We start from the raw sequence: 21109 nt of genomic DNA on the forward strand, positions 1-21109 counted from the left end.
TGTAGGTTTAACTTATCCCAGTAACTGCAGGGCGGCCTGCGGTCTCTGGTTAGCCTGGCTCAGTACTGTGGTACTGGCCTGCTGAATGATCTGATTGCGAGTCAGTTCAGCCGTTTCAGTAGCAAAGTCGGTATCACGGATCCTCGAACGGGCGCCGGATACGTTTTCGATGATATTGCTCAGGTTACGAATGGTTGACTGGAAGCGGTTTTGCAACGCACCCAAATCCGCTCTGGTAGCCCCGATGGTTGAAATGGCCGCATCTATAGATGCCAAGGCTGCAGAAGCGTCAGCGGCTGTAGCAACAGACAAATCAGACAGACTCAGACCTGAGGTACCGAAACCACCGCTTCTTGACAGGTTAACAGAAATGGTTTGACCACCGTTTGCACCTACCAGGAAGGCTGCAGAGTATGAACCTGTCAGCAAATCAACCCCGGCAAACTGTGAAGTGGTGCCGATACGGCTCATTTCAGCTTTCAGGGCAGACACTTCTTTTTGCAACGCGGTGCGGTCAGCAGACGTATTGATACCGTTTTGAGACTGTACAGCCAACTGACGGATACGTTGCAGTGATGATGTGATTTCCTGCAGCGCGCCTTCAGCGGTCTGGGTTAGTGAAATGGCATCGTTGGCGTTACGCACAGCTTGCTGCAGGCCCATGACTTGTGAAGTCATACGGTCGGTGATCTGCAAACCAGCGGCATCATCGGCGGCTCGGTTAATACGGAAACCAGAAGACAGACGCTCGAATGAGACATTCAATGCTGTTCCGGAGTTGAACAATTGACGTTGCGCATTGATAGACGAAACGTTGGTGTTAACGTACAAGGACATAGACCTCTCCTACACTCTCAGTCCAGCAGTCAGCTGGCATCCGGCTCTCGCCGAAGGTTAAAAACACTTTAAGAACAATAACTTTGGTTAAAAAGTTAGTGTTACTGGCTCTCTCGTTTAAGGTTATCGACGCCCTTGAAAACTCCTTTAGAAAATTTTTGCCGCCCGGCAAACAAAGCGGAAAAACTTTGCCGCCTTTGCATTGATAAAAGACTTGCGTTTCAATAGGTTCCCAGACAATTTCAGCATGTATAGAAAATGCACATAATCCATCAGACCAACTTATGGTCCCACGCCCCCCACAATGCCTTCAGCGATCTTTGTGAATTCAACAACATGCTAGTGTGCTGCTTTCGCGAAGCAACAAACCATATCAGTGGCGATGGCAAAATCCGGGTGCTTTATCTGGACTGGCAGGGCAAGGTGCTCAGGCACCAGCTACTGCGCATCGCTGGAGCCGATCTGCGCGATCCTAAGCTGTCCCTGACCCCCGACAACAAACTGATGCTACTTGCCTATGCCAGGTACTGCGGCGCTGACAATAAAACCCGCTTCGGACAGCCCACCACCTGGTTGTCTCAGGACGGCTATAGCTGGACTGCCGCAAAAGGTTTTGCAGACAGGAACTGGTGGCTGTGGCGTATCAGTTGGCATAACGATAAGGCTTATGGGGTGGCATACAATCGCAGTGCCCAAAGCACCAGGCTGTATAGCGGCTACCCGCGCGGCAGTTTTGATTGTATTGAGCCGGAGCTGTTCGGCTTACGCAAACACGGCAAGGGTTACCCCAATGAATCAGATTTGCAGTTCGCTGCGGATGGAACTGCCTATATACTGCTCAGGCGGGACGCCGATACCTGCACAGCACAGCTAGGTATCGCCAAGCCCCCCTATCGTCGCTGGCAATGGCAGGATCTGGGCTTTTATCTGGGCGGGCCGGCTATGCTGTTGCTGGAAGGCAACCAAGCGTTGCTGGCAGGCAGGATCTGGCGGGCATCCGGGCCTAAAACAGCGCTTATTGGTCTGGACTTGGTTAGCTGGAAAAAGAAACTGCTGTGTATATTGCCCTCCGGCGGCGATACCAGTTACCCCGGATTGGTCAGAAAGGGCGATAGACTCTACATAAGCTATTATGCCAGCCATCAAGGCCAACAAAGTCGCATCTACCTGTCGGAGCTGGAACTTAAGCTTACTTAGGAATAATTAACGTACATAATCAAACAGCGATAAGCTGGTGACCCTGGAAAAGGTGGCTTGCGCCGCCTGTAAGGCGGTTTCCTGGCGGCTAAGGTCAGATACCGCCTGAGCATAATCCACATCCTGTACCACGGAGCGGGCTTCCTTGGATGCGATTTCCAGATCCAGATTAGATTCAAACACGGCGCCTGCCACATTTAAGCGCCCGCCAATACCTGAAGTCGCCGCGCCAAGTGCCTTCAGGCCATTGTCCATACCGATAATGGCATCATCTAGGGCGGTCAAAAAATCCTGCTGGGCAATATCTGGGTTGTCCAGAGCAACAAAAAAATCATCCAGGGTCTGCGCCAGGTTTTTCTTCTCCGGTGGATTCAGCGAAAAATCCACTGTGTCCCCAGGAGCGCCATCGATGGTGAACTGCATACCATTAAAGGTAAAAGGCTCACCAGAGGTAAAGTTAAAGGTGCCCAAATTGGCCAAGGTACCGGTATTGGTTACCGTAACCTGATTACCCGCACCATTGATTTGTATCTGAAAATTATTATTGGCCGGGGTGACGGCATCATAGTTTTGCTGGTGAAAACGGTCCAGATCGTTTTGTTCACTTATTTTTAATGATGCATCCGTTGCGGTAGAGCCTACAATGCTGGACTTAAAACGGGCAAACACATCTTCAAACACCGACTTGCCGGAGTCATTGCCCATAATTTTCACCGACGGTGATAACTGATAATTGGTAGTGCCTTCATCGCCCTGAAAATAATACTTATTGCCGGTGGCACTGGGATCATACACAAAAGCCGGGGATTTGGACTGATAGCCAGCAAAAATATATTCACCCGCGGCATTTTTGGAGTTCATCAGGTCGAATACCTGATCGCGGATTTGCGCAATCTCAACGCCAATAGCGGCCCGGCTTTCCGGTGTCATGGCACCACTGCCCGCCTGAATAGCTTTGGTTCTGGCGTTAGTCACGGCGTCATTAATATTGCGCATTACCGCTTCTTGTTCTTTTAAGGCTGCGGTAAGTAATTCATTATTGCGCTGAAACTGCTTTATCTGGTCCAGTTCCTCGGTCAGGCGGATCACTTTAGATGCCCCCACGGGATCATCAGATGGGCGTAATAGCTTTTTACCCGAGGCCAGGCGCTGTTGAATATCGGACAGGTCGCCCTGGCCATTCAGAATATTGTTGATACCGCGGTCGAATAGCTGACTGGTGGAGATTCTCATCTTGTTACCTCATTACCTGGCAGCACTAAGAATAGTATCAAACAGGGTCTGCGCCGTACTTAGAATACGGGCCGATGCTGCATAGGCCTGCTGAAACCGGATTAAGTTGGCCGCTTCTTCATCCAGACTCACCCCGGATACCGACTGAAACCAGTCATTGGATTGTTGCTGCATCGCCTTGGCGGCTTTTAATTCAATGCCAGCGGTAGCGGATTTTTCCCCCACCGAGCTCACCGTATCGGCATAGGCACCATGAAAAGTAGTGGCATTCTGGTCACTAAAGGGTTTACTGGCATCCCGGCGCACGGTGTTGACGTCCTGCAATCCGGCCAGCTCCAGGCCGTTGCGGTTGTCATCCACACCATCGGTATTATAGCCGATGCTAAAGGTGTCTCCGGCCTTAGGTACCCCTTCCAGACTAACGTCATAGCCAGGGTAATCGTCCAGTGGCGGTGAGCTAAAAGCGGCCGGCCAGCCAGGAGTGCCTTTGGCTTGTTCGATCAGATTTCTTAAATCGGTTGCGCCTGCCACCGTGGTGATCACCGTACCTGCACTGTCCAGCACTTCAAAGGTATCGGCGGCAGTAAAACGGATCTGGGTTGGTGCGCCCACGCCACCGCCGGGTGCAGCACCTGGGCCCTGTAGCCCACCTGTGCCATCAAAAGCCGAGGTGTCGGGGTCAAAAGGCGCGGCATTGTCGACATGAGTATTAGTCACCGCAGTGGATACCACAGTAGCAGAGCCTAAATTATTAATATTACCTTCTGCTTTAATTGGCGAAGCAAAGGCCAGATCCTCACCACGCAATACATCCAAATCAATTTGGGAGGCGGCGTTACGTGTTGGCTGCAGCAGGAACCGGTCGTCTACCGCATAGGCACCGCTTGGAAATTCCACTTCCAGACCATCGCCAATGCTACTCCAGTTACCCGCGCCGGTAGATAACGCATTTGCGCCGGCATAGGTATACACAATCGGGTTGCCGTTAGTGCCTAAGGTTGGCGAGCCGTCTGAATTTAACAGCTCAACGGTCACGTCCAGGGTCGCGGGCGGACCAGCATTGACCGCATTTACCGTAACACGATAATCCGACGTGGTTAGATTCTCAGCCTGATTCTCTTCCACCCGGCCATTCATGGCCAGATTGGGTGCTGAATTATCCTGATATCCCAATGATTGAAATTCTGGCAACTCAAACAGCTTGGCGCCCAACTGGCCGTCATAATCCATACCCAGTTCATTCTGCTCGTTCATGGCATCGGCAAACGCCAGCGCCAGTTGCCCCAGTTCCCGCTGTTTGGGCCCCAGTACTTCATCGCGAAATGAAAACAGCCCGCCCATTTTGCCGCCCATCTCTGTTTCATCCACGCCAAGGGTGACGGGCGCATTAGATGCCACCAGGGTGAGCCTTTGCCGTTGCGCATCCGGGTCACCACTGATCTGGAACAGATTAAACACCCCGGCTTCCATCACCAGAGCTTCACCGTTTTTCAGGTGCACCATAGTAGAGCCGTCATCCAGATTACGGGTTTCAATGGCGACAATTTCGGATAGCTTCTGGATAGCCAGATCCCGCTCGTTTCTCAGCACGCCAGCTTCCTGCTGGGTTGAAGCGCTTTCCACATAACGGATCTGGGTATTCAGGGCAGATATGGTTTTGATCAGATCATTGGCTTCCTGGGTAACGCTGGTCAGTTCCTGATTAACGTCTTTTTCCATCTGGCGCATATATTTTGACAGACTGGACATACGTTCCATCAAAGAATTGGCTTCCCCCAGCACTAAGTCGCGGGAAGCCAGGTTGCCAGGTTCGTCGATAGCGGTTTGCATGGAAGCGAAGAAACGGCTGAGACTGCCAGAGATACTGTTGGCTTCACTGGCCAACATATTATCCAGTTGCGAAATCTTATCGTAGAACGACTGAGCTTCACTTAAGGTGGTGGTGTCGCGGCGCAACTGGTTCTGAGCAAAGGTATTTAAAATACGCTCCGTGGTGCCTCGTCCTACCCCGCCGGTTAACTGCGCCACATAAGTGGTACGTTCACGCACAAAGCCTTCGGTATTCACGTTGGCAATGTTATTACCCGTGGTGCGCAGCATATTATTGTGGGCATTAATGCCCGATGCAGCAATGCTCAGCAGATCAGAGGTACGAATAAGGGTCATGGACTTCCCCGAAACACAGATTGGGCTTGTTCGACGGGCTCCGCCTCGTCAAATCCTTGTTACCATGAACAAACCAAAGCAATAATTACGCCAGAAATGTAGATCAGGGCAAGCGCTCCATCACCTGCATAATCTTGTCACTGTAGTTTGGATCGGTGGCATAGCCCGCTTTCTGAAGTTCCTGAAAATAACGGCGGCTGTCAGCAGATTGGCCGATGGCCTGCTGATATCTGGGGTTATCGCGGATAAAATCCACATAATCCTGCATTGAATCGGCAAAGGAATCATAGGCTCTGAATGCGGCTTTTTGCGGTTTTGCCATACCCTGCTGGTATTCCAGGGTATTGACCAGCGCTTTATCTCCCTGCCAGCGTTTGTCGGCCTTGATCCCAAACAGGTTATGGCTGTTCTGACCAGAGGGCAGATGGATCATTTGCTGCCCCCAGCCGGTTTCCACCGCGGCCTGGGCCACCAGAGCTCTGGGATCCAGCCCCAGTTGCGCCGCAGCCTGCTCAGCCTGTGGTAACAAGGCGGCAATAAAATCTTTGGCATCGGCAAAGGCCGGCTGTTTATTGCCGGGCTGATTAAGCGGCCCCAGCGCGCGCGCCTGAATACTGTCCAATGCCTTGATTTGGCTGCGGTTGATATCCGACAGATTGCCGTCACTACGAAGAACACTGGCTGGCGTGTAACCTTCCACATTCTGACCTAACTGCTTGACGATCAGATCGGCCAGGCCCAGACTGCCACCAGATGCCAAATCTGTTGCCAATTGCTGGTCGTGCATATCCCGGTAAAACTTACCCTGCTGGGAATTAAACGGGCTGTCTTCATCGGCCAGCACATCCTGGGCGTCACGCATTGACTTTAGCATCATGCGTACAAAGATGGCCTCGAACTGTTTGGCCGCCTCTTCCAACGCGCCCTTATCACCCGCCTGAGCCGCGCGGCGCAAATTGTCCAGACCTTTAAGGTCATGCACATTGCGCGACTGCTCCAGTTGATTAAGAGAAAGTGTCTGTTCCATCATCAGATTATTATCAGTTGACCTTGCAGCGCACCGGCCTGACGCAGCGCTTCAAGAATGGCCATCAAATCACCTGGAGCGGCGCCAACTTCATTAACCGCACGCACTAACTGATCGAGAGTAACGCCAGGGTCAAACTTAAACATACGGCTGTCATCCAGATTCACATCTACCACGGACTGCGGCGTGACCACCGTTTCCCCCTCTGCCAGCGCATTGGGCTGAGACACCTGCTGATTTTCCGAAATTGTCACCGTTAAGCCACCGTGAGTCACGGCTGCCGGTAATAAGCGCACATCCTTGCCAATCACGATAGTGCCGGTGCGGCTGTTAATAATCACCTTGGCCGGAGCGTCGGCAGGTTCAAATTCAAAGTTTTCCAGGGTCGCCAGAAAGCCTACACGTTGCCCAACATCTCTTGGGGCCGACACCCTGACTGATGCCGCATCAATGGGCGTGGCTATGGCATAGCCATTGGCCGGATCGGCACCAAGACGTTTGTTAATGGCTTCGGCCAGACTGCGGGCGGTGGAAAAATCGGGATAGTGCAAATTCAGTGTCAGGTAATCGTTTTGCATCAGGCCACTGGGCACAGACCGCTCCACAATCGCCCCATTGACAATACTGCCTACCGTGGGAGTATTGGCCACAATACGCGAACCATCGGCTCCTTCTGCACCAAAGCCGCTAACCACCAGGCTGCCCTGAGCTACCGCATAAACATTACCGTCCAGGCCTTTTAAGAACGTCTGCAGCAAGGTTCCACCGCGCAGACTGCCCGCTTCCCCGATTGAGGAGACGGTAACATCAATGGTTTGGCCGGGTTTGATAAAAGGTGGTAACTCTGCATGTACCGCCACCGCAGCCACGTTCTTAATTTTGGGTTTTAAATTACTGGGCATCATAATGCCGAAATTAGACAACATGGTGCGAAAGCTTTGTTCAGTAAACGGGCTTTGTTCGCCAGTACCCGGCAACCCCACCACCAGGCCATAACCCACCAGTTGGTTACTGCGTACCCCCTGAATAGACACCAAATCTTTAATACGCTGGGCAGCCTGGATAGGCGCGCTAAGCAGTAAACCGGCTATTAAGAAATACGCTAACTTAGCCATAATGCCTCCTAGAAGGGCCACCATTCAGACGAGAAAAAGCGGGTTAACCAGCCTTGCTGCTGGGCCTGCGAAAAGGTACCTGTACCACTGTATTGGATTCTTGCATTGGCGATTTTGGTGGAGTTCACCTCGTTTTCCGGGCTGATATCCGCGGCTCGCACAATACCGGTTAAGCGCAGATATTCATCACCGTTATTCAGGGTCAGCCATTTTTCGCCCCTGACCACCAGGTTTTGATTAGGTAGCACCTGGATCACGGTAACCGAGATATTGCCTGCCAGGTTGTTACTCTGATTGGCGGTCGCTGAGCCTTGAAAGTCATTGGCTGACGTTACACCAAGCTGCACTGACTCGCCGCCAATCGCGACTGCGTTGCCACCCAATCCGGTAATGGGATCCAATGCCATTTCACTGGTTCTGTTGGTATTGGTTCCGGCAGACTTTCTGGCCGTGGTATTTTCCCTGAGCACCACAGTGATAATATCGCCAATACGACGGGCCTTAACGTCCGAGTATAGGCTGCTGGAAAAGTTATCCTGAAAAATAGAACCGTCGTCATTAACCTTCTGCTCGGGAATATCCGGCATCACCGGCGCAAAGAACGGATCATTGGGCATTGGCTGTCTGGTTTGAGTACTGCTGCAGGCCGCCAACAACAGCATCAAAGTAAAGGACATCAGGATTTTCATAACCTTAACCCTTATTAAAGCTGCTGAATAACCTGACCCAGCATCTGGTCAACCGACGAAATCACTTTAGAGTTCATTTCGTATAAACGCTGGCTTTCAATCAGGTTAACCAATTCCTCGGTCACATTCACATTGGACGTTTCCAATGCCCCCTGAATAATAGTGCCAAATCCAGCCAGACCCGGCACACCCTGCAGCGGCGCACCACTGACGGCGGTCTCTACATACAGGTTCTGTCCGATAGGTTGTAAGCCGGTTGGATTAATAAAATCTGAGATAGTGATTTGCCCTAATACCACAGGGTCGGCCTGGCCACGAATGGTGGCAGACACCTGACCATCCTGAGAAATAGTAATCTGCTGGGCATCTTCTGGTACGGCAATCACCGGTTGCAACTGAAAGCCCGCACCAGGTGTCACAATTTCACCATTCTCATTTAAGGTAAACTGGCCATTGCGGGTATAGGCAATGGTGCCGTCAGGTTGCAGAATTTCAAAAAAGCCGCGGCCCTGCACCATCATATCCAATGCGTTATCTGTAGTTTGCAAGTTGCCCTGGGTAAAAGCTTTTTGCGTTGAAACCACTTTAGAACCTGCACCCAGCATCAAGCCGGATGGCAACTCGGTATCGGCAGAAGAACGGCCGCCCGGTTGATTGATATTCTGGTAAAGCAAATCCTCAAAGATTGCCCTGCCCTTTTTAAACCCAATGGTACTGGCGTTGGCCAGGTTATTGGACACCACCGACACATCGGTTTGGGCCGCATCCAGGCCGGTTTTACTGATCCATAATGCTGGGTGCATAGGTCACCTCCGCCTTAGTTAACCATTACAAAATCTGCAGCAAGCGGTTTGCCCGGGTATCGTTTTCCCCCGCTTCCTTCATTAATTTCACTTGCAGCTCATAATGCCGCTGCAAGCTAATCATGCTGACCATTTCTTCCACCGGATTGACATTGCTGCCCTCCAGTGTGCCACTGGCCAGCCGCACGTTTAGGTCTTCGTCAGCCTGCTGGCCGCTCTTTAATCTGAACAGTCCATCGCTGCCCCTTTCCATTTCCGCCACATTGGGATTGACCAGCTTCAACCGGCCGATTTCTTCCAATACTTCAATCGGAGCGCCCTGCGGACGGATAGACAAAGTGCCGTCATTGGCAATATCAATTTTAGATAAGGGCAACGGCAGCGCAATGGGGCCACCATCACCGATCACCAGATTACCGTGACCGTCCTGTAGCAAGCCATCCGGGCCGACCTGCAAATTACCGGCACGGGTATAGGCTTCGTTACCCTGTTTATCCTGCACGCTGAGCCAACCTGCACCTTGAATGGCCACATCCAAGTCACGATCGGTGCGGATCATGGCGCCGCCTTCGTAGTTATTGGTGGGGCTTTCGGTCATGGCAAATACACGCGTCGGCAACCCTTCGCCAAACGCAGGCATGGCTCTGGCCTGCTCCAACTGGGCTTTAAAGCCGTTGGTTTGTGCATTAGCCAGATTATTGGCCCGCACTGAGGTTGCCAGCAGATCCTGCCTGGCACCACTGGCGGCAATATAGAGCAATTTGTCCATGACGGTTTATTGACTCAGGTGAACACTTAGTTTGAATAGAGCAAGTTTGATGCCAGGATGCGTGAGGTGTGAGGTGTGAGGTGTGAGGTGTGAGGTGTGAGGTGTGAGGTGTGAGGTGTGAGGAAAAAATGCTGAACCAGCACTTTGATATATCGATGGTTTTTATCTTTTGGTAAATATAGCTTTTTTCATTCTATTGTTGGGCTAAAGCCCAACCCACAGTGGGTCGGAATTTATTCCGACAAAAAACAGAATGCGAAGCGCTAATGTGAAGCTCAGTATAGCGAATCGCTCTGCAATCTAATATCCGGCGGCCATAGGCTTTTGCCAAATCCTGATGCATGAACGCGCAATTCAGCTGAATCCACTGTCTCACAAAGACGCTATAAGTCAATAACTTAGATGGCTTTATCAGCGCTAAACACTTTTGTGTTTTTTGTGTATTTCGCAATAAAAAAGAAGGAGTAAGACGGCAAGCCACCTTACTCCTTTCGCTTCTCTCCTAACTATTTATCTCTAGCGAATATTCAATACCGTCTGATTTAACTGGTTATTCACTTCCAGGGCACGGGAGTTAGCCTGGAAGTTACGCTGGGCGACGATCATATCAATCAGTTCAGTGGTTAGATTGACGTTGGCCGACTCCAGCGCCTGGGAGTTAATATCCCCATAGGTGCCGGTGGTGGCCTCACCCGCCAGGGCTTCGCCGGACAGAATACTTTCCTTCCATTGGGTATTGCTTTGCTGGGTCAGACCCTGTTCATTGGCAAAGCGAATTAAGCCAATTCTGGCAATAGGGTCAAAGGTGCCGTTTGAGTACTTGGCCAGTACCAAACCATCTTTATTGATTTCAATACCGGTTAAGCGACCAACCGCCAGACCATCTTGTGACAAGGTAGTTGCAACAAAGGGGTCGGCATATTGCGTTGGTTCTTCAGGAGTTTGAGGCCCAACAGAAAAGTTAAAATCAATACTAAGTGTTTGAGTTTGGTCTGAACCATTGGTCAAAATAGCACCCAAAGCTTCAGTTGTTAATTTGAAATCGGGCTGATTAGTACCATTTGCCGACTGAATACCAGTGAAATCTCCACCACTGCCAAATATTAGTCGGGCACCAGTAACGGGGTTACCAGTCGCTGTACCTGCAAAGTTTCTCGCATCTGCGGGACCGGGAACTGCTGGAGGCGGCAAAGCAGGTACTGTTGTACCATCATCATTAGTGATATTGACTAATGTATCATCGACTGCAGTCAACATAATCCACTCATTCGGACTGGCAGCAGGTGCATTTACGTCTTTAATGAAGTAAAAGGTCTGCACATGACTGTCACCCAATGAATCATAGACGGTAATAGAGGTCTTGGCGTGATAGCTAAGCTGATCCGCAGGGTCAAACTGGGTTGGATCCAACCCCACTGCACCAGCCGGTAGGTTCATTTTCATATCCACCTCAGTAGTGGCCTGCGGGGCACCAGAAGAATCCGGCACACGAATCGGCACCATAGTACTGGTGGCTACAGAAGCAGAACTTCCATCAGCATTAACAGGAAAACCCAGCAAATGCTGACTGGCAGAGTTGACCACATAGTTTTCCGAGTTGAGTTTAAACATACCGGCACGGGTATAAGAGAAGTCCCGCGAGGAAAGATCCGGGGCCAGGGCAAAAAAGCCGTTACCGCTAATGGCCAGATCCAGGGCACTTTCGGTAAATTGCAACGCTCCCTGGCTAAATTGCTGGGCCACTTCCTGGGTTAATACCCCATCGCCGACTTTAGTTCTGGAACCGGCCAGCAAAGACGTAGCATACACATCACCAAATTCAGCACGGGACTGTTTAAAGCCGACGGTATTGACGTTGGCAATATTATTGGCGGTGGTATCCAGGTCGCGCTGGGCGGCGTTTACACCACTTAATGCAATATTGAAGGACATCTTGGTTCTCTCCTATCAGCTGCCAATCTGCAGAACATCAGAAAGCTTAACGCTCTCTTCGCCGGCCAGATTGAGAATGACACCCTGGCTGCTTGACGCCAGGCTGACGCTATTGACATGACGGTTAATGGCGGTGGGCAGATCAATGCGCTTTTCTCCCACCTTGGCCGTCGCGGTAATGGTGTAGTTGCCGGGCGGCAAGGGGTTGCCGCTGTTATCCGTACCATCCCAGTTAAATTCGATATTGCCTGGCTCTTTGGAGCCCAGGGTCATAGTCCGCACCGTTTGCCCGCTGTTATCTTCGATGGTGATCTTCATATCATGGGCGGCTTTTTCATTGATAATCACCCCGGATACCTCGGCATTTTCGCTATCTGCCAGGCTGGCTTTATCACCAATTACCAATACCTGCTGACCAATCAGCCCGGACGCGGCCAGGGCCTGACTGGAGTTCATATTAGCGGCAAAGCCTTCAAAACTGGTTTGCAGCTTGGTCAGGCTGTCGGCCATAGTGAAGCTGGTCATCTGCGCGATCATCTGATCATTGTCCACCGGCTTGGTGGGGTCCTGCTGGGCCAATTGTTCGGTTAGCAAGGCAAAGAAATCTTCCTGCTTAAGCTGACCGTTGGTGTTTTCCGGCACCTTGCTTTCCTGCGGCCAGTAGAGGTCGCGGATATCCTGGTTATTGCTTACTGAATCTGCCATAAGTTAATCCTCAGAGGCTTACTGACCCTGACCAAGCTGCAATACACGGCGGAAGATCCGCTTGGTGGTATCAGCAACTTGCACATTGGTTTCATAGGCCTTGGACGCTGACATCATGTCGGCCATTTCTTCGACAATATTGACATTGGGTTTGTAGATATAGCCGTCTTTGTCGGCCATCGGATGGCCAGGGCTGTATTCCACCTGCAGCGGCCGGTCGCTTTCCACCACACCCAGCACTTTTACGCCACTGCCGGCTGTTTGATCGTCAATGGCGCGCTGCATTTCTGCGGCAAATACCGGCTTACGGGCGCGATAGGTTTGATCAATACTGCTGCTGACGCTGTTGGCGTTGGCAATATTACTGGCAGTGGTATTTAGCCGGACCGACTCAGCACTCATGCCGGTGCTGGCGATATTCATAATGTTAAACAGGCTCATCAGGCTTGCCCTCCACTTAAGGCCTTCTTAAAGCCTTTGAATTTGCCATTGAGAAATTCGATACCGGCCTGATAACGCATACCGGTATCTAAAAAGGCATTTCGCTCCGCTTGCACATCCACGGTATTGCCATCGCCGGTATCCGGCTGAGTAGGTACCCGGTACATCAGCTCACCAGGATTACGTACCTCGACAGCAAAGTGTTTTTCGTGGGTACGGGATAAACTGGAGGTGAGCTCGGTCTGAGCCGCCTGCATGGCGGTTTTAAAGTCAATATCGCGGGCTTTGTAGCCAGGGGTATTGGCATTGGCCAGGTTACCTGACATCACTTCCATCTTCTCGGTACGTACCTGAAGGGCGCGATGATGCAAGCCGACTAATTTATCTAAGCTGATTGCCACCTTGTTCTCCTTACCACGGAGTTTGTCTTGGCAAAAACTTAGCAATAGATATGCCAGTTTAATGATGTCATCAAACCGGCACTTTGGAGAAGTTAAGGTAAGTTATTGTTTTTTGGCGTAATACAAACCAGGATTGCAGCGTACCATGGTAAAGGCTTCTGACAAGCCAGACATGGATTCCGAAGCACCGAGGAACAAAATTCCATCCTTTTGCAGGCCGGCGGCAATTTGTTGCAGTATTTGCGATTTAATCTGGGCAGAGAAATAGATCAGCACATTGCGACAAAAGACCAGATCAAATTTCCCCAACGAGGCATATGACTCCAGTAAATTAATCGGCCTGAACGATACCATACTGGTGACCTGGGATTTTAGCCGCATGGTGCCATTGGCGGTAGGTTCAAAAAATTGCCGTTTACGCTCTTCGGACAATCCCCGTGACAGCGACAGATTGTCGTATTCAGCCTGCTTACAACGGTTAAGCATATCCGAAGAGATGTCTGTCCCAATTATCTGCACGCCCCCTGGAAAAGCACCAGGATTACGCTGTAAAAATTCCAGTATGCACATCGAGATGGAATAAGGCTCCTGACCAGATGAACAGGCAGCAGACCAGATGCGCAATGGGCCAGTTTTTCCTTTAAACTTAAGCAACAGCTCATTCTTCAATAATTCAAAGGGGTAGGTATCCCGAAACCACAAGGTTTCATTGGTGGTCATGGCATCAATAACCGCTTCTCGCAAGGTGCGATCCCGGCCATTCACCACATTGTTGATCAATTGGGGTAAGTCAGGTAAATCAAAACGGCGTAGCAAAGGGGATAGTCTGCTGCGCACTAAATACTGTTTATTGTCACCCAGCACTATACCGCACTGACGCTCCAGATAATCCCGGAACAAGGCATAATCCTGGTTTCCTATTTCTTTATCAGGCACAAATTATTCTCAAACTATTCAAGACCTAACCATTTTTTAACCGAGTTGGCCAGTTCATCCGGGTGGAACTTAGCGATAAAGTCGTCCGCTCCAACCTTCTTCACCATTGCCTGATTAAATACACCACTTAGAGAAGTGTGCAAAACCACATGGAGATTTTTCAGCTCGGGGGAATTTTTAATCTCCGCAGTCAGAGTGTAGCCATCCATTTCCGGCATCTCAATGTCAGATACCAGTACGCCGACTTTGTCGGTGACATCGCCGGTTTCTTCCGCCAGCTCACGTAACCTTACCAGGGCCTCCATACCGTTTTTGGCCGCTTCGATTTTTAACCCCAGGCTGGTCAGCGCCTTCGTTACCTGATTGCGTGCCACCGATGAGTCATCTGCAATAAAGATAATTTTATCCTGAATGCCGGATACATCCAGGCCTTCGGTGACAGACGCACTGACATCGGTATTAAGCGGCGAAATCTCATTGAGGATCTTTTCCACATCGAGGATTTCCACCAACTCCTTGTCCACTTCGGTAACGGCCGTCAAATAACTGGCGCGCCCTGCCCCTTTTGGCGGTGGCATGATGGAATCCCAGTTAATATTAATGATGCGTTCCACCGAGTTGACCAAAAAGCCCTGCACTGAGCGATTGTATTCGGCAATGATGATAAAGCACTTTGCAATATCTTCGATGGGTTTGCCACCGGTGGCCAAACTCAGGTCGATGACCGAAATAGTCTGCCCGCGGATATGCGCGATACCCCGTACAAACTTGTTCAGCCTCGGCATAGCTGTGAGCGGTGGGCACTGCAGTACCTCCCGGACTTTGAAGACGTTGATGCCAAAACGCTGGCGTCCCCGCAACTTAAACAGTAATAACTCCAGCCTGTTCTGACCTACGAGTTGCGTGCGCTGGTTAACCGAATCAAGGATCCCCGCCATAAAACCACCTCAGTGATATTGCAATTCAGGCACAATACTTGCCCTAACTACTGTAATCCGACAATAACCCGGCAGTCATACCAAGCTATGTTACTAGAATTTGCCATTAAGCATAGCCAAAGTGGCTTGAAGTAGACATGAATAATTTAGCTAGTGTCATGAGAATATTGATATTTTTTCTTTTACTGGGGCAAAACGCCGAACTATTCGCCGATCCGGTGGATAATTCATCCCCCCATCAGGCTGTGCGTGATGCCGCCAGGCAGTATGTGTTTGAGCGTGTTACCGCCTTATCCTCTGAAGATACCCGCCTGAATGTGATGGCAGCGGAAGTTGACGAAAGATTACAGGTGCCACAATGCGACACGCCCTTTACGGCGCAGGCCAGCGAAAATAGCCTGACCCAGTCTAACGTTACCGTTAAAGTGAGTTGCCCGGCCAACAACTGGTTTTTGTATGTGATGGTCAAGGTGCGGCAGGTTCAGCCCGTGGTGGTTAGCAAAGTACCGATTTCTCCTGGTACTCTGCTGGATGATACGCAGTTGGAAGTGGTGGAAATGGAACTGGGGCAATTGCGCAGCACCACCTACTCGGCCATTGAAGAGCTAACAGGGGCCAGAAGCAAAAGGCGACTTCGCCCGGGGCAGCCGATTGAGCCCGGACTGCTTTGCTATGTGTGCAAGGGCGACAGTATCGTGATTCGTGCAGCTGCCGCCGGACTTTTTATTAAAACCAGCGGCGTGGCCCAGCAAGATGGTAATATCGGTGACACCATCTTGGTAAAAAATGCCAGTTCCGACAAACTGATTGGCGCTCGTGTGGTCAGCGCAATGGAAGTGGCGGTAGGAATTTAAGCGGCTAACGCCCCTGTTGTGCTTATTATTTCAACAAAGCGGCCGATACTATGGTCAGCCACCGCAATAAAGCGGTTTGCAAGCGTTTGCAAAAGGTGTGAGTGGCTAAATAATTTGCTAAAGTAAAGTCTGCATCTGCCGATAACATGAGCAGAGGTTTATCAGGTAGTGGATGTGAGTATGTCTATTAACAACATCAACGGTAATGTAAATAAGCCGCAGGTGGACAGCCAGAAGCTGAATCAGCAGCAACAGGCGCAAAACCAGGCGGCCGCCCAGGCAACACAGGCCAAGGCACAGACAACTGCCCCCAGGCAGGATTCAGTGTCGCTGACCCAGTCTGCCCAGCAGTTGGCGCAGGTTCAAAAGAAAGGCAATGATGCTCCGGTTAATCAGGATAAGGTCGATCGTCTGAAGCGCGCTATCCAGTCCGGTGAATACAAAGTAAACCCGGAAGTGCTGGCACAGAAAATCGCCAAACTGGAAGGTGAACTGTTTGGAGTGAAATCTTAAGTGTCGATGCAGCAGAGCCTGGAACTGTTAAACAAGCAGAAAGATGCCCTGTTGCAGTTACAACTGTTGCTCGACAATGAACTTCACCAAATCAGCAGCCGTGACGCCGAAGCCTTGATCAGTCTGGTGAAGGAAAAAGAAACGCTGCTGGAGCAAATTCAGTTACAGGATGAGCAGCTCGGTAAGCTGTTACCTGATCCACTATTACCACAACAGCAAGAATTGAAATCCGAGATTCTGAATCTGGTCAAAGATTGTCAGTACCGCACCCAGATTAATGCCACCGCGGTAGAACAGGGTCAACTGCGTTTGGAACACCTCCGTAGTTTGATTATTGAATCCCGCGCCAAAGAAAGCCTGACCTATGATAAGGCGGGTAGAAAACATTCCGGCAACCGTGGCGGCGGAGTCAGCGCTTAAGCTCCTCAGCTATTTCCCTAGTACAAAAACTTATGACCACAGAGCCACAGAGAACACTGAGTTTTCAACAAACTCAGTTTGTTACTTGAATATCTGCCCCTAAATACTGCGGCGTGCGATTGCACAGAAGCCAGCATCTGTAGTGAATGATTGGCTATCTCAGTGTTCTCTGTAGCTCTGTGGTTATAATTTACGTCTAGTAGTAGCGGACCTTTTTAACCCGCTTGGGCTTAGCTACCGCCAGGTAGATGTCATGTACTTTACGCATATCCAGCTCCAGTTCTGTGGCATAAGTGTTGTCGTCTACCGCATAACTTTTAACCACTTTGGCTCCACGGATCACGCCATCCACCGACGACTTCAACTGGGCATTGCTCAACACCAGATTAGACAAACTCTCCTGGCCGGATAAGCGCTGACCGTATACCTGCTCAGCCAGTTCCCGGTAAGCATCCAGCTTAGAAGCTTTAATGGCCTGCAGCATTTTTAAGGTATCGGAACTGCCCTGTTGCTCTGCAATGGGGGCATACCCCACAGCCTGCAGTACAGGATAAGTGGCGGGTTCGATATATTCCCATTCCACCTGCTTATCATACAGGCTCGAACAACCACCCAGTAAAATCATCAACAGGCCATATCCCAGGATGCGCATTGTCCACCTCGAAGTGTGTACAGAGCTATAAGCCCCGTCATTAATTATCTGAACACTCTTAAGTTAAGCAAAATACGTACCGATTAACGTCAAAGTTTTGTCCGACTAAAACGGTATATATTGTGCATAGTCGGTGACAAACGTTTTCCACCCTGAAGGTACCTACGTGAAACAATGTCTGTTGCTGCTGTTTTTGCTGATCAGCCCAGTGAGTCAGGCCATTTGGTTTGAAGCCAGCGGCCAGGCCGTGGTTGTACAGGGCGACAAACAACAAGCCAGACAACTGGCTACTCAGGAAGCCATCAAACAGGCCCTGATGTTTGCCGGTGCCAGAGTCAGCTCGGTACAAAAACTGGCCAATGGCCTGTTGCAGGATGATCGCTTTGAAATTCGCGCCAGTGGTGAGGTTGACCGGGTTGAGTTGATCAATGAAATCTACCAGGACGATATTGTGACCGTGTCCATTCGTGCCGATATTTTCCCGCAGGACAGTCAGTGCAGCGCCGCAGATTACCGTAAACGTCTTGTCACCAGTTGGTTTCCCATTGCGGATAAACGTCAGGCCACACTGGGCGAGATGTTTGATTTAGGCAAAGTCTTGCCGGGTAAATTGCGTAAAGCCATGGCGCTGTCCAGCCGCCATCTGCAGCTAAGCACCATTGAGGACTTTTACATCAAGCCCGACCTGCATCCAGGTAGCCAGGCCATGGGACTGAGCAGGAAAAACTACGGGCAACTGGTGTTATTGGCACAAATTACCGACCTCAGTCACCAACAGGACGAACCCGGAACACTGACCTTCTGGCGCTCGGCCAGCATCGAACGTCAGTTTGCCTTAAATGCCATGCTGATTGACGGCATGACCGGCGAATTATTGTTAAATGAGACGTTTCATACCAGTGCGCCCTGGCCCTATGACCTGCATCAAAGCGTGCAACCGGCCAGTCACCAATTCTGGCAATCCAGCTATGGTCTGGCGATTAACGATCTGCTGAATAACCTTGCCCAGCGCATCGACGAAGAAGTGGCCTGCCTGCCGGCCAATGGCCGGGTATTGCAGGTTAACAATGAACAGCTCACGATTGACCTTGGTCAGCAGCAAGGGGTTAACCGCGGCGACAAGCTCAGGCTGTTTAAGCTGAATCAGTTTATGGACCAACTGGGTAACAGCCATTACCAGTATTTCCTGCACCCGGTAGAGGTTGTTGTCACTCAGGTTCAACAGCAATATGCCGTGGTGGAATCTGCCAGCGGCGCACCGCTGGCCAATATTCAGCCAAATGACTTTGTATCTAAACGTTAGGGGTTTAAATCCCCTAAACCTTAGGTAATAATGCCCAGCCTGCTCAGTCACTTAACTGAGCAACGGCAAGGTCCCCATAGTTTAATGGATAAAACGAGCCCCTCCTAAGGGCTAGATCTAGGTTCGATTCCTGGTGGGGACGCCATTCTAGAATCTTCTGCGTATAGTCCATATCAAGTCCTGATTTTTACTTCATAACCAAGAACGGCCCCTGTGTCACCCCACTTTGACTGAAGCGGCGTTTGAGCCAATACCTGGCCGGGTTTTCGATATAGCGGTAACTCAGGGTTGAGAACAAACACAGCAGTACAAACATCAGTGCCAGCAATCCCCAGCTTTGCCACAGGGTTAAATCGTAGCCCATCGGCAGGGCTAACGGATCAGGCTGATAGAGGGCGCGGCGCACGCCAATAAAGGCAAAGATCATCGGCATATGCAGTAGATACATGGAATAGGAAATATCCCCCAGCCATTGCCAAACGGGCCGTTCCAGGCCTTTACCATTGCCCTTCGGCGAATTAGCGAGGCAAAGTATTAACCCGGTGAACAGCACTACCGCCAGCGGGTCAATCAACCACTGTCCATGCCACCCCGCTACCAGCACCAAGATGATTAACCAAGGCAAAAAACGCCGGGTAGCCCATTTAGCTGCCATGCCCAACATATAAACACGATGGCAAAGCATGCCCAGGATAAATCCGCACAGGCAACGCAAAATAGCAGAGCCGGTCAGCACATCTATGGTCCCGGTGGGATAAGGATATTCAACCGGGATCCCCAGCAGATCCCAGCGCCTGGCCCAGTAAGCCGGCTGAAAATAAAACATTATGGCCAGATACCCGGCAGCACAAAATAACAGCAGCAGCCAGGGCGTGGCTTTGTTGCCCTTAGCCAATAACAGAGCCAGCCAGGGAAACAAAAAATACACCATCCATTCCACACTGATTGACCAGGAGGGGGAATTCCAGGTCGCTTCGTTGTGCGTCCCTGCTGCCTGCAACAACAATAAATGGGCGGGCAAGGCGCTGATATCGTAAGTCAGCTCAAACATCCGGTTAAAACTGTCGGTCAGGTACATCAGTGCCCAAAGCCCGATGACCAGTACCAAGCTAAACAGATGCAGCGGGTAAATACGGGCAAAGCGTGCCAGGATAAAACGGCGGAACGTTTGTTTACACCAACCCTGACTAAACTGATGGCCATACACATGGCACATAATAAAACCGCTGAGGACAAAAAACAGATCCACCATCAGGTATAACTTGCCTGAAGCGGGGGTCAGTCCACCAGGCAGCAAGCGGGCAATAAAAATATCGAAATGAAACGCCACCACTAACAAGGCGGCAATACCACGCAGTGCCGTCAGGGCTGGCAAGCTTTCGGCCGCCTGACCAGAAAGGCCAAAACGCGTCGGTGAATCCTTCACAAAAGGCTCCTTAACTACATCACTTCAAATATCTGCTTAGCAGGACCGCTACCTAAACCGTCCCCGCCAGCACTTCAGCCTTGGTAGACTGATGCTGCAAGGGATCAAGCTGTTTTACCACTTTGGCCGGATTGCCCTGCGCGACACAGTAGTCAGGTATATCGCTGCTAACCACGGCACCGGCACCAATCACCGCGCCGCGCCCGATGGTCACTCCTTTTAAAATCACCGCTCCCAGTCCAATCCAGGCATCCTGTTTAATCAGTACCGGCTTGGCACGGATACGCGCGGCTTCATCGTCCAGCCCCCGGCCTGTCAGCGGGTGACCGCTGCTGTCCATCACCGTTACCCCTGGCCCGAAGGTGACCCGGTCCTCAATCTCCACCAATTCATAGGCCACAATGGCGGTGCCCTGCAAGCCCACCTGATTACCGATTTTGATGCGCCCTGGCTTGCCATTATTGACCTTTACACTGGTCAGCTTCACCGGACCATTTTGAAACGCCATACGATTGAGACTTTCCAGATAGCAGTACTTGCCGATGCTGATACAGTTCTCAAACAAGTCAGCATGAATATCCTTACCACTGAATGACGGATCCGTTACCCAGGTTAAGGTGACATCCATTTCTCCCGAACAATAACACTGCTCCCCCATGCTCAGGGCGGTGGCCGACGCATTGGCATCATCCTGCAGGTAGATATTTTGATACATTGGCATTGCTGCGACTCCATGTAATGCTCGGTTGAGC

The 21109-nt window shown here is 50.8% G+C and carries 22 protein-coding genes and 1 tRNA gene; 6 read left to right on the forward strand and 17 right to left on the reverse strand.

Going from position 1 to position 21109, the window contains the following annotated elements:
- Positions 1-12: 12 nt before the first annotated feature.
- Positions 13-837, reverse strand: a complete 825-nt coding sequence (locus ABD028_RS17295) for a flagellin N-terminal helical domain-containing protein (protein ID WP_343846558.1) — start codon at positions 835-837, stop codon at positions 13-15.
- Positions 838-1095: 258 nt separating this feature from the next.
- On the opposite strand from ABD028_RS17295, the gene ABD028_RS17300 reads away from it, so the two are divergent.
- Positions 1096-2034 carry a hypothetical protein gene (locus ABD028_RS17300; protein ID WP_343846560.1) on the forward strand — a complete coding sequence of 313 codons (939 nt, stop codon included), beginning with the start codon at positions 1096-1098 and terminating at the stop codon, positions 2032-2034.
- 6 nt (positions 2035-2040) lie between these two features.
- On the opposite strand, the gene flgL is transcribed toward ABD028_RS17300, so the two are convergent.
- The 13 genes from flgL to ABD028_RS17365 form a co-directional block, all read right to left on the reverse strand.
- The gene (flgL, locus tag ABD028_RS17305) at positions 2041-3267 is read right to left on the reverse strand and encodes a flagellar hook-associated protein FlgL (protein WP_343846562.1); all 1227 of its coding nucleotides are present in this window, start codon (positions 3265-3267) and stop codon (positions 2041-2043) included.
- A gap of 12 nt (positions 3268-3279) precedes the next feature.
- Entirely contained in the window at positions 3280-5433 is a 2154-nt protein-coding gene (gene flgK / locus ABD028_RS17310; RefSeq protein WP_343846564.1) for a flagellar hook-associated protein FlgK, read from the reverse strand.
- A gap of 103 nt (positions 5434-5536) precedes the next feature.
- Complete coding sequence (gene flgJ / locus ABD028_RS17315) at positions 5537-6460, reverse strand: flagellar assembly peptidoglycan hydrolase FlgJ (protein WP_343846670.1); 924 nt, start codon at positions 6458-6460, stop codon at positions 5537-5539.
- Between the two features lie 2 nt (positions 6461-6462).
- Positions 6463-7575: a flagellar basal body P-ring protein FlgI gene (locus ABD028_RS17320; RefSeq protein WP_343846566.1), complete on the reverse strand. Its 1113-nt coding sequence runs from the start codon at positions 7573-7575 to the stop codon at positions 6463-6465.
- Between the two features lie 8 nt (positions 7576-7583).
- On the reverse strand, positions 7584-8264 hold the full coding sequence (flgH, locus tag ABD028_RS17325) for a flagellar basal body L-ring protein FlgH (protein WP_102795752.1): 681 nt from the start codon (positions 8262-8264) through the stop codon (positions 7584-7586).
- Between the two features lie 14 nt (positions 8265-8278).
- On the reverse strand, positions 8279-9067 hold the full coding sequence (gene flgG, locus ABD028_RS17330; RefSeq protein WP_102795753.1) for a flagellar basal-body rod protein FlgG: 789 nt from the start codon (positions 9065-9067) through the stop codon (positions 8279-8281).
- A gap of 25 nt (positions 9068-9092) precedes the next feature.
- On the reverse strand, positions 9093-9836 hold the full coding sequence (locus tag ABD028_RS17335; protein ID WP_102795754.1) for a flagellar basal body rod protein FlgF: 744 nt from the start codon (positions 9834-9836) through the stop codon (positions 9093-9095).
- A gap of 516 nt (positions 9837-10352) precedes the next feature.
- Complete coding sequence (flgE, locus tag ABD028_RS17340; RefSeq protein WP_343846569.1) at positions 10353-11768, reverse strand: flagellar hook protein FlgE; 1416 nt, start codon at positions 11766-11768, stop codon at positions 10353-10355.
- Between the two features lie 15 nt (positions 11769-11783).
- Entirely contained in the window at positions 11784-12473 is a 690-nt protein-coding gene (locus ABD028_RS17345) for a flagellar hook assembly protein FlgD (RefSeq protein WP_102795758.1), read from the reverse strand.
- An 18-nt stretch (positions 12474-12491) separates the two neighbouring features.
- Positions 12492-12914 (reverse strand): flagellar basal body rod protein FlgC, encoded by a 423-nt coding sequence (gene flgC / locus ABD028_RS17350; RefSeq protein ID WP_102795759.1) that lies wholly within the window; start codon positions 12912-12914, stop codon positions 12492-12494.
- Positions 12914-13315, reverse strand: coding sequence for a flagellar basal body rod protein FlgB (gene flgB, locus ABD028_RS17355; protein WP_343846572.1), 402 nt, complete (start codon positions 13313-13315; stop codon positions 12914-12916). The genes flgC and flgB overlap by 1 nt, the downstream gene beginning before the upstream one ends.
- Positions 13316-13417: 102 nt before the next feature.
- The gene (locus ABD028_RS17360; protein ID WP_343846573.1) at positions 13418-14251 is read right to left on the reverse strand and encodes a CheR family methyltransferase; all 834 of its coding nucleotides are present in this window, start codon (positions 14249-14251) and stop codon (positions 13418-13420) included.
- Between the two features lie 14 nt (positions 14252-14265).
- A complete protein-coding gene (locus tag ABD028_RS17365; protein WP_102795762.1) occupies positions 14266-15189 on the reverse strand; it encodes a chemotaxis protein CheV in 924 nt (307 codons plus the stop codon).
- A 158-nt stretch (positions 15190-15347) separates the two neighbouring features.
- Between ABD028_RS17365 and flgA the strand changes: the two genes are divergently transcribed.
- The 3 genes from flgA to ABD028_RS17380 all read left to right on the forward strand — a co-directional run bounded on the left by flgA (position 15348) and on the right by ABD028_RS17380 (position 16976).
- Complete coding sequence (gene flgA, locus ABD028_RS17370; protein ID WP_343846575.1) at positions 15348-16043, forward strand: flagellar basal body P-ring formation chaperone FlgA; 696 nt, start codon at positions 15348-15350, stop codon at positions 16041-16043.
- A 180-nt stretch (positions 16044-16223) separates the two neighbouring features.
- Positions 16224-16556 carry a flagellar biosynthesis anti-sigma factor FlgM gene (gene flgM, locus ABD028_RS17375; protein WP_102795764.1) on the forward strand — a complete coding sequence of 111 codons (333 nt, stop codon included), beginning with the start codon at positions 16224-16226 and terminating at the stop codon, positions 16554-16556.
- A 6-nt stretch (positions 16557-16562) separates the two neighbouring features.
- On the forward strand, positions 16563-16976 hold the full coding sequence (locus ABD028_RS17380; RefSeq protein ID WP_343846672.1) for a flagellar protein FlgN: 414 nt from the start codon (positions 16563-16565) through the stop codon (positions 16974-16976).
- A 196-nt stretch (positions 16977-17172) separates the two neighbouring features.
- On the opposite strand, the gene ABD028_RS17385 is transcribed toward ABD028_RS17380, so the two are convergent.
- Complete coding sequence (locus ABD028_RS17385) at positions 17173-17628, reverse strand: LPP20 family lipoprotein (protein ID WP_102795766.1); 456 nt, start codon at positions 17626-17628, stop codon at positions 17173-17175.
- 166 nt (positions 17629-17794) lie between these two features.
- Here ABD028_RS17385 and ABD028_RS17390 point away from each other — a divergent pair, with 166 nt between their 5' ends.
- Together ABD028_RS17390 and ABD028_RS17395 are read left to right on the forward strand one after the other, a co-directional pair.
- On the forward strand, positions 17795-18931 hold the full coding sequence (locus ABD028_RS17390) for a flagellar assembly protein T N-terminal domain-containing protein (RefSeq protein ID WP_343846578.1): 1137 nt from the start codon (positions 17795-17797) through the stop codon (positions 18929-18931).
- 70 nt (positions 18932-19001) lie between these two features.
- Positions 19002-19076: transfer RNA gene (locus tag ABD028_RS17395), tRNA-Arg, on the forward strand.
- Positions 19077-19118: 42 nt separating this feature from the next.
- On the opposite strand, the gene ABD028_RS17400 is transcribed toward ABD028_RS17395, so the two are convergent.
- Together ABD028_RS17400 and ABD028_RS17405 are read right to left on the reverse strand one after the other, a co-directional pair.
- A complete protein-coding gene (locus ABD028_RS17400; RefSeq protein WP_343846579.1) occupies positions 19119-20357 on the reverse strand; it encodes an acyltransferase family protein in 1239 nt (412 codons plus the stop codon).
- A gap of 52 nt (positions 20358-20409) precedes the next feature.
- Complete coding sequence (locus ABD028_RS17405) at positions 20410-21078, reverse strand: acyltransferase (protein ID WP_343846581.1); 669 nt, start codon at positions 21076-21078, stop codon at positions 20410-20412.
- Positions 21079-21109: the final 31 nt, after the last annotated feature.

Source organism: Bowmanella denitrificans (genome assembly GCF_039522935.1).
Classification (GTDB): Bacteria; Pseudomonadota; Gammaproteobacteria; order Enterobacterales; family Alteromonadaceae; genus Bowmanella; species Bowmanella denitrificans.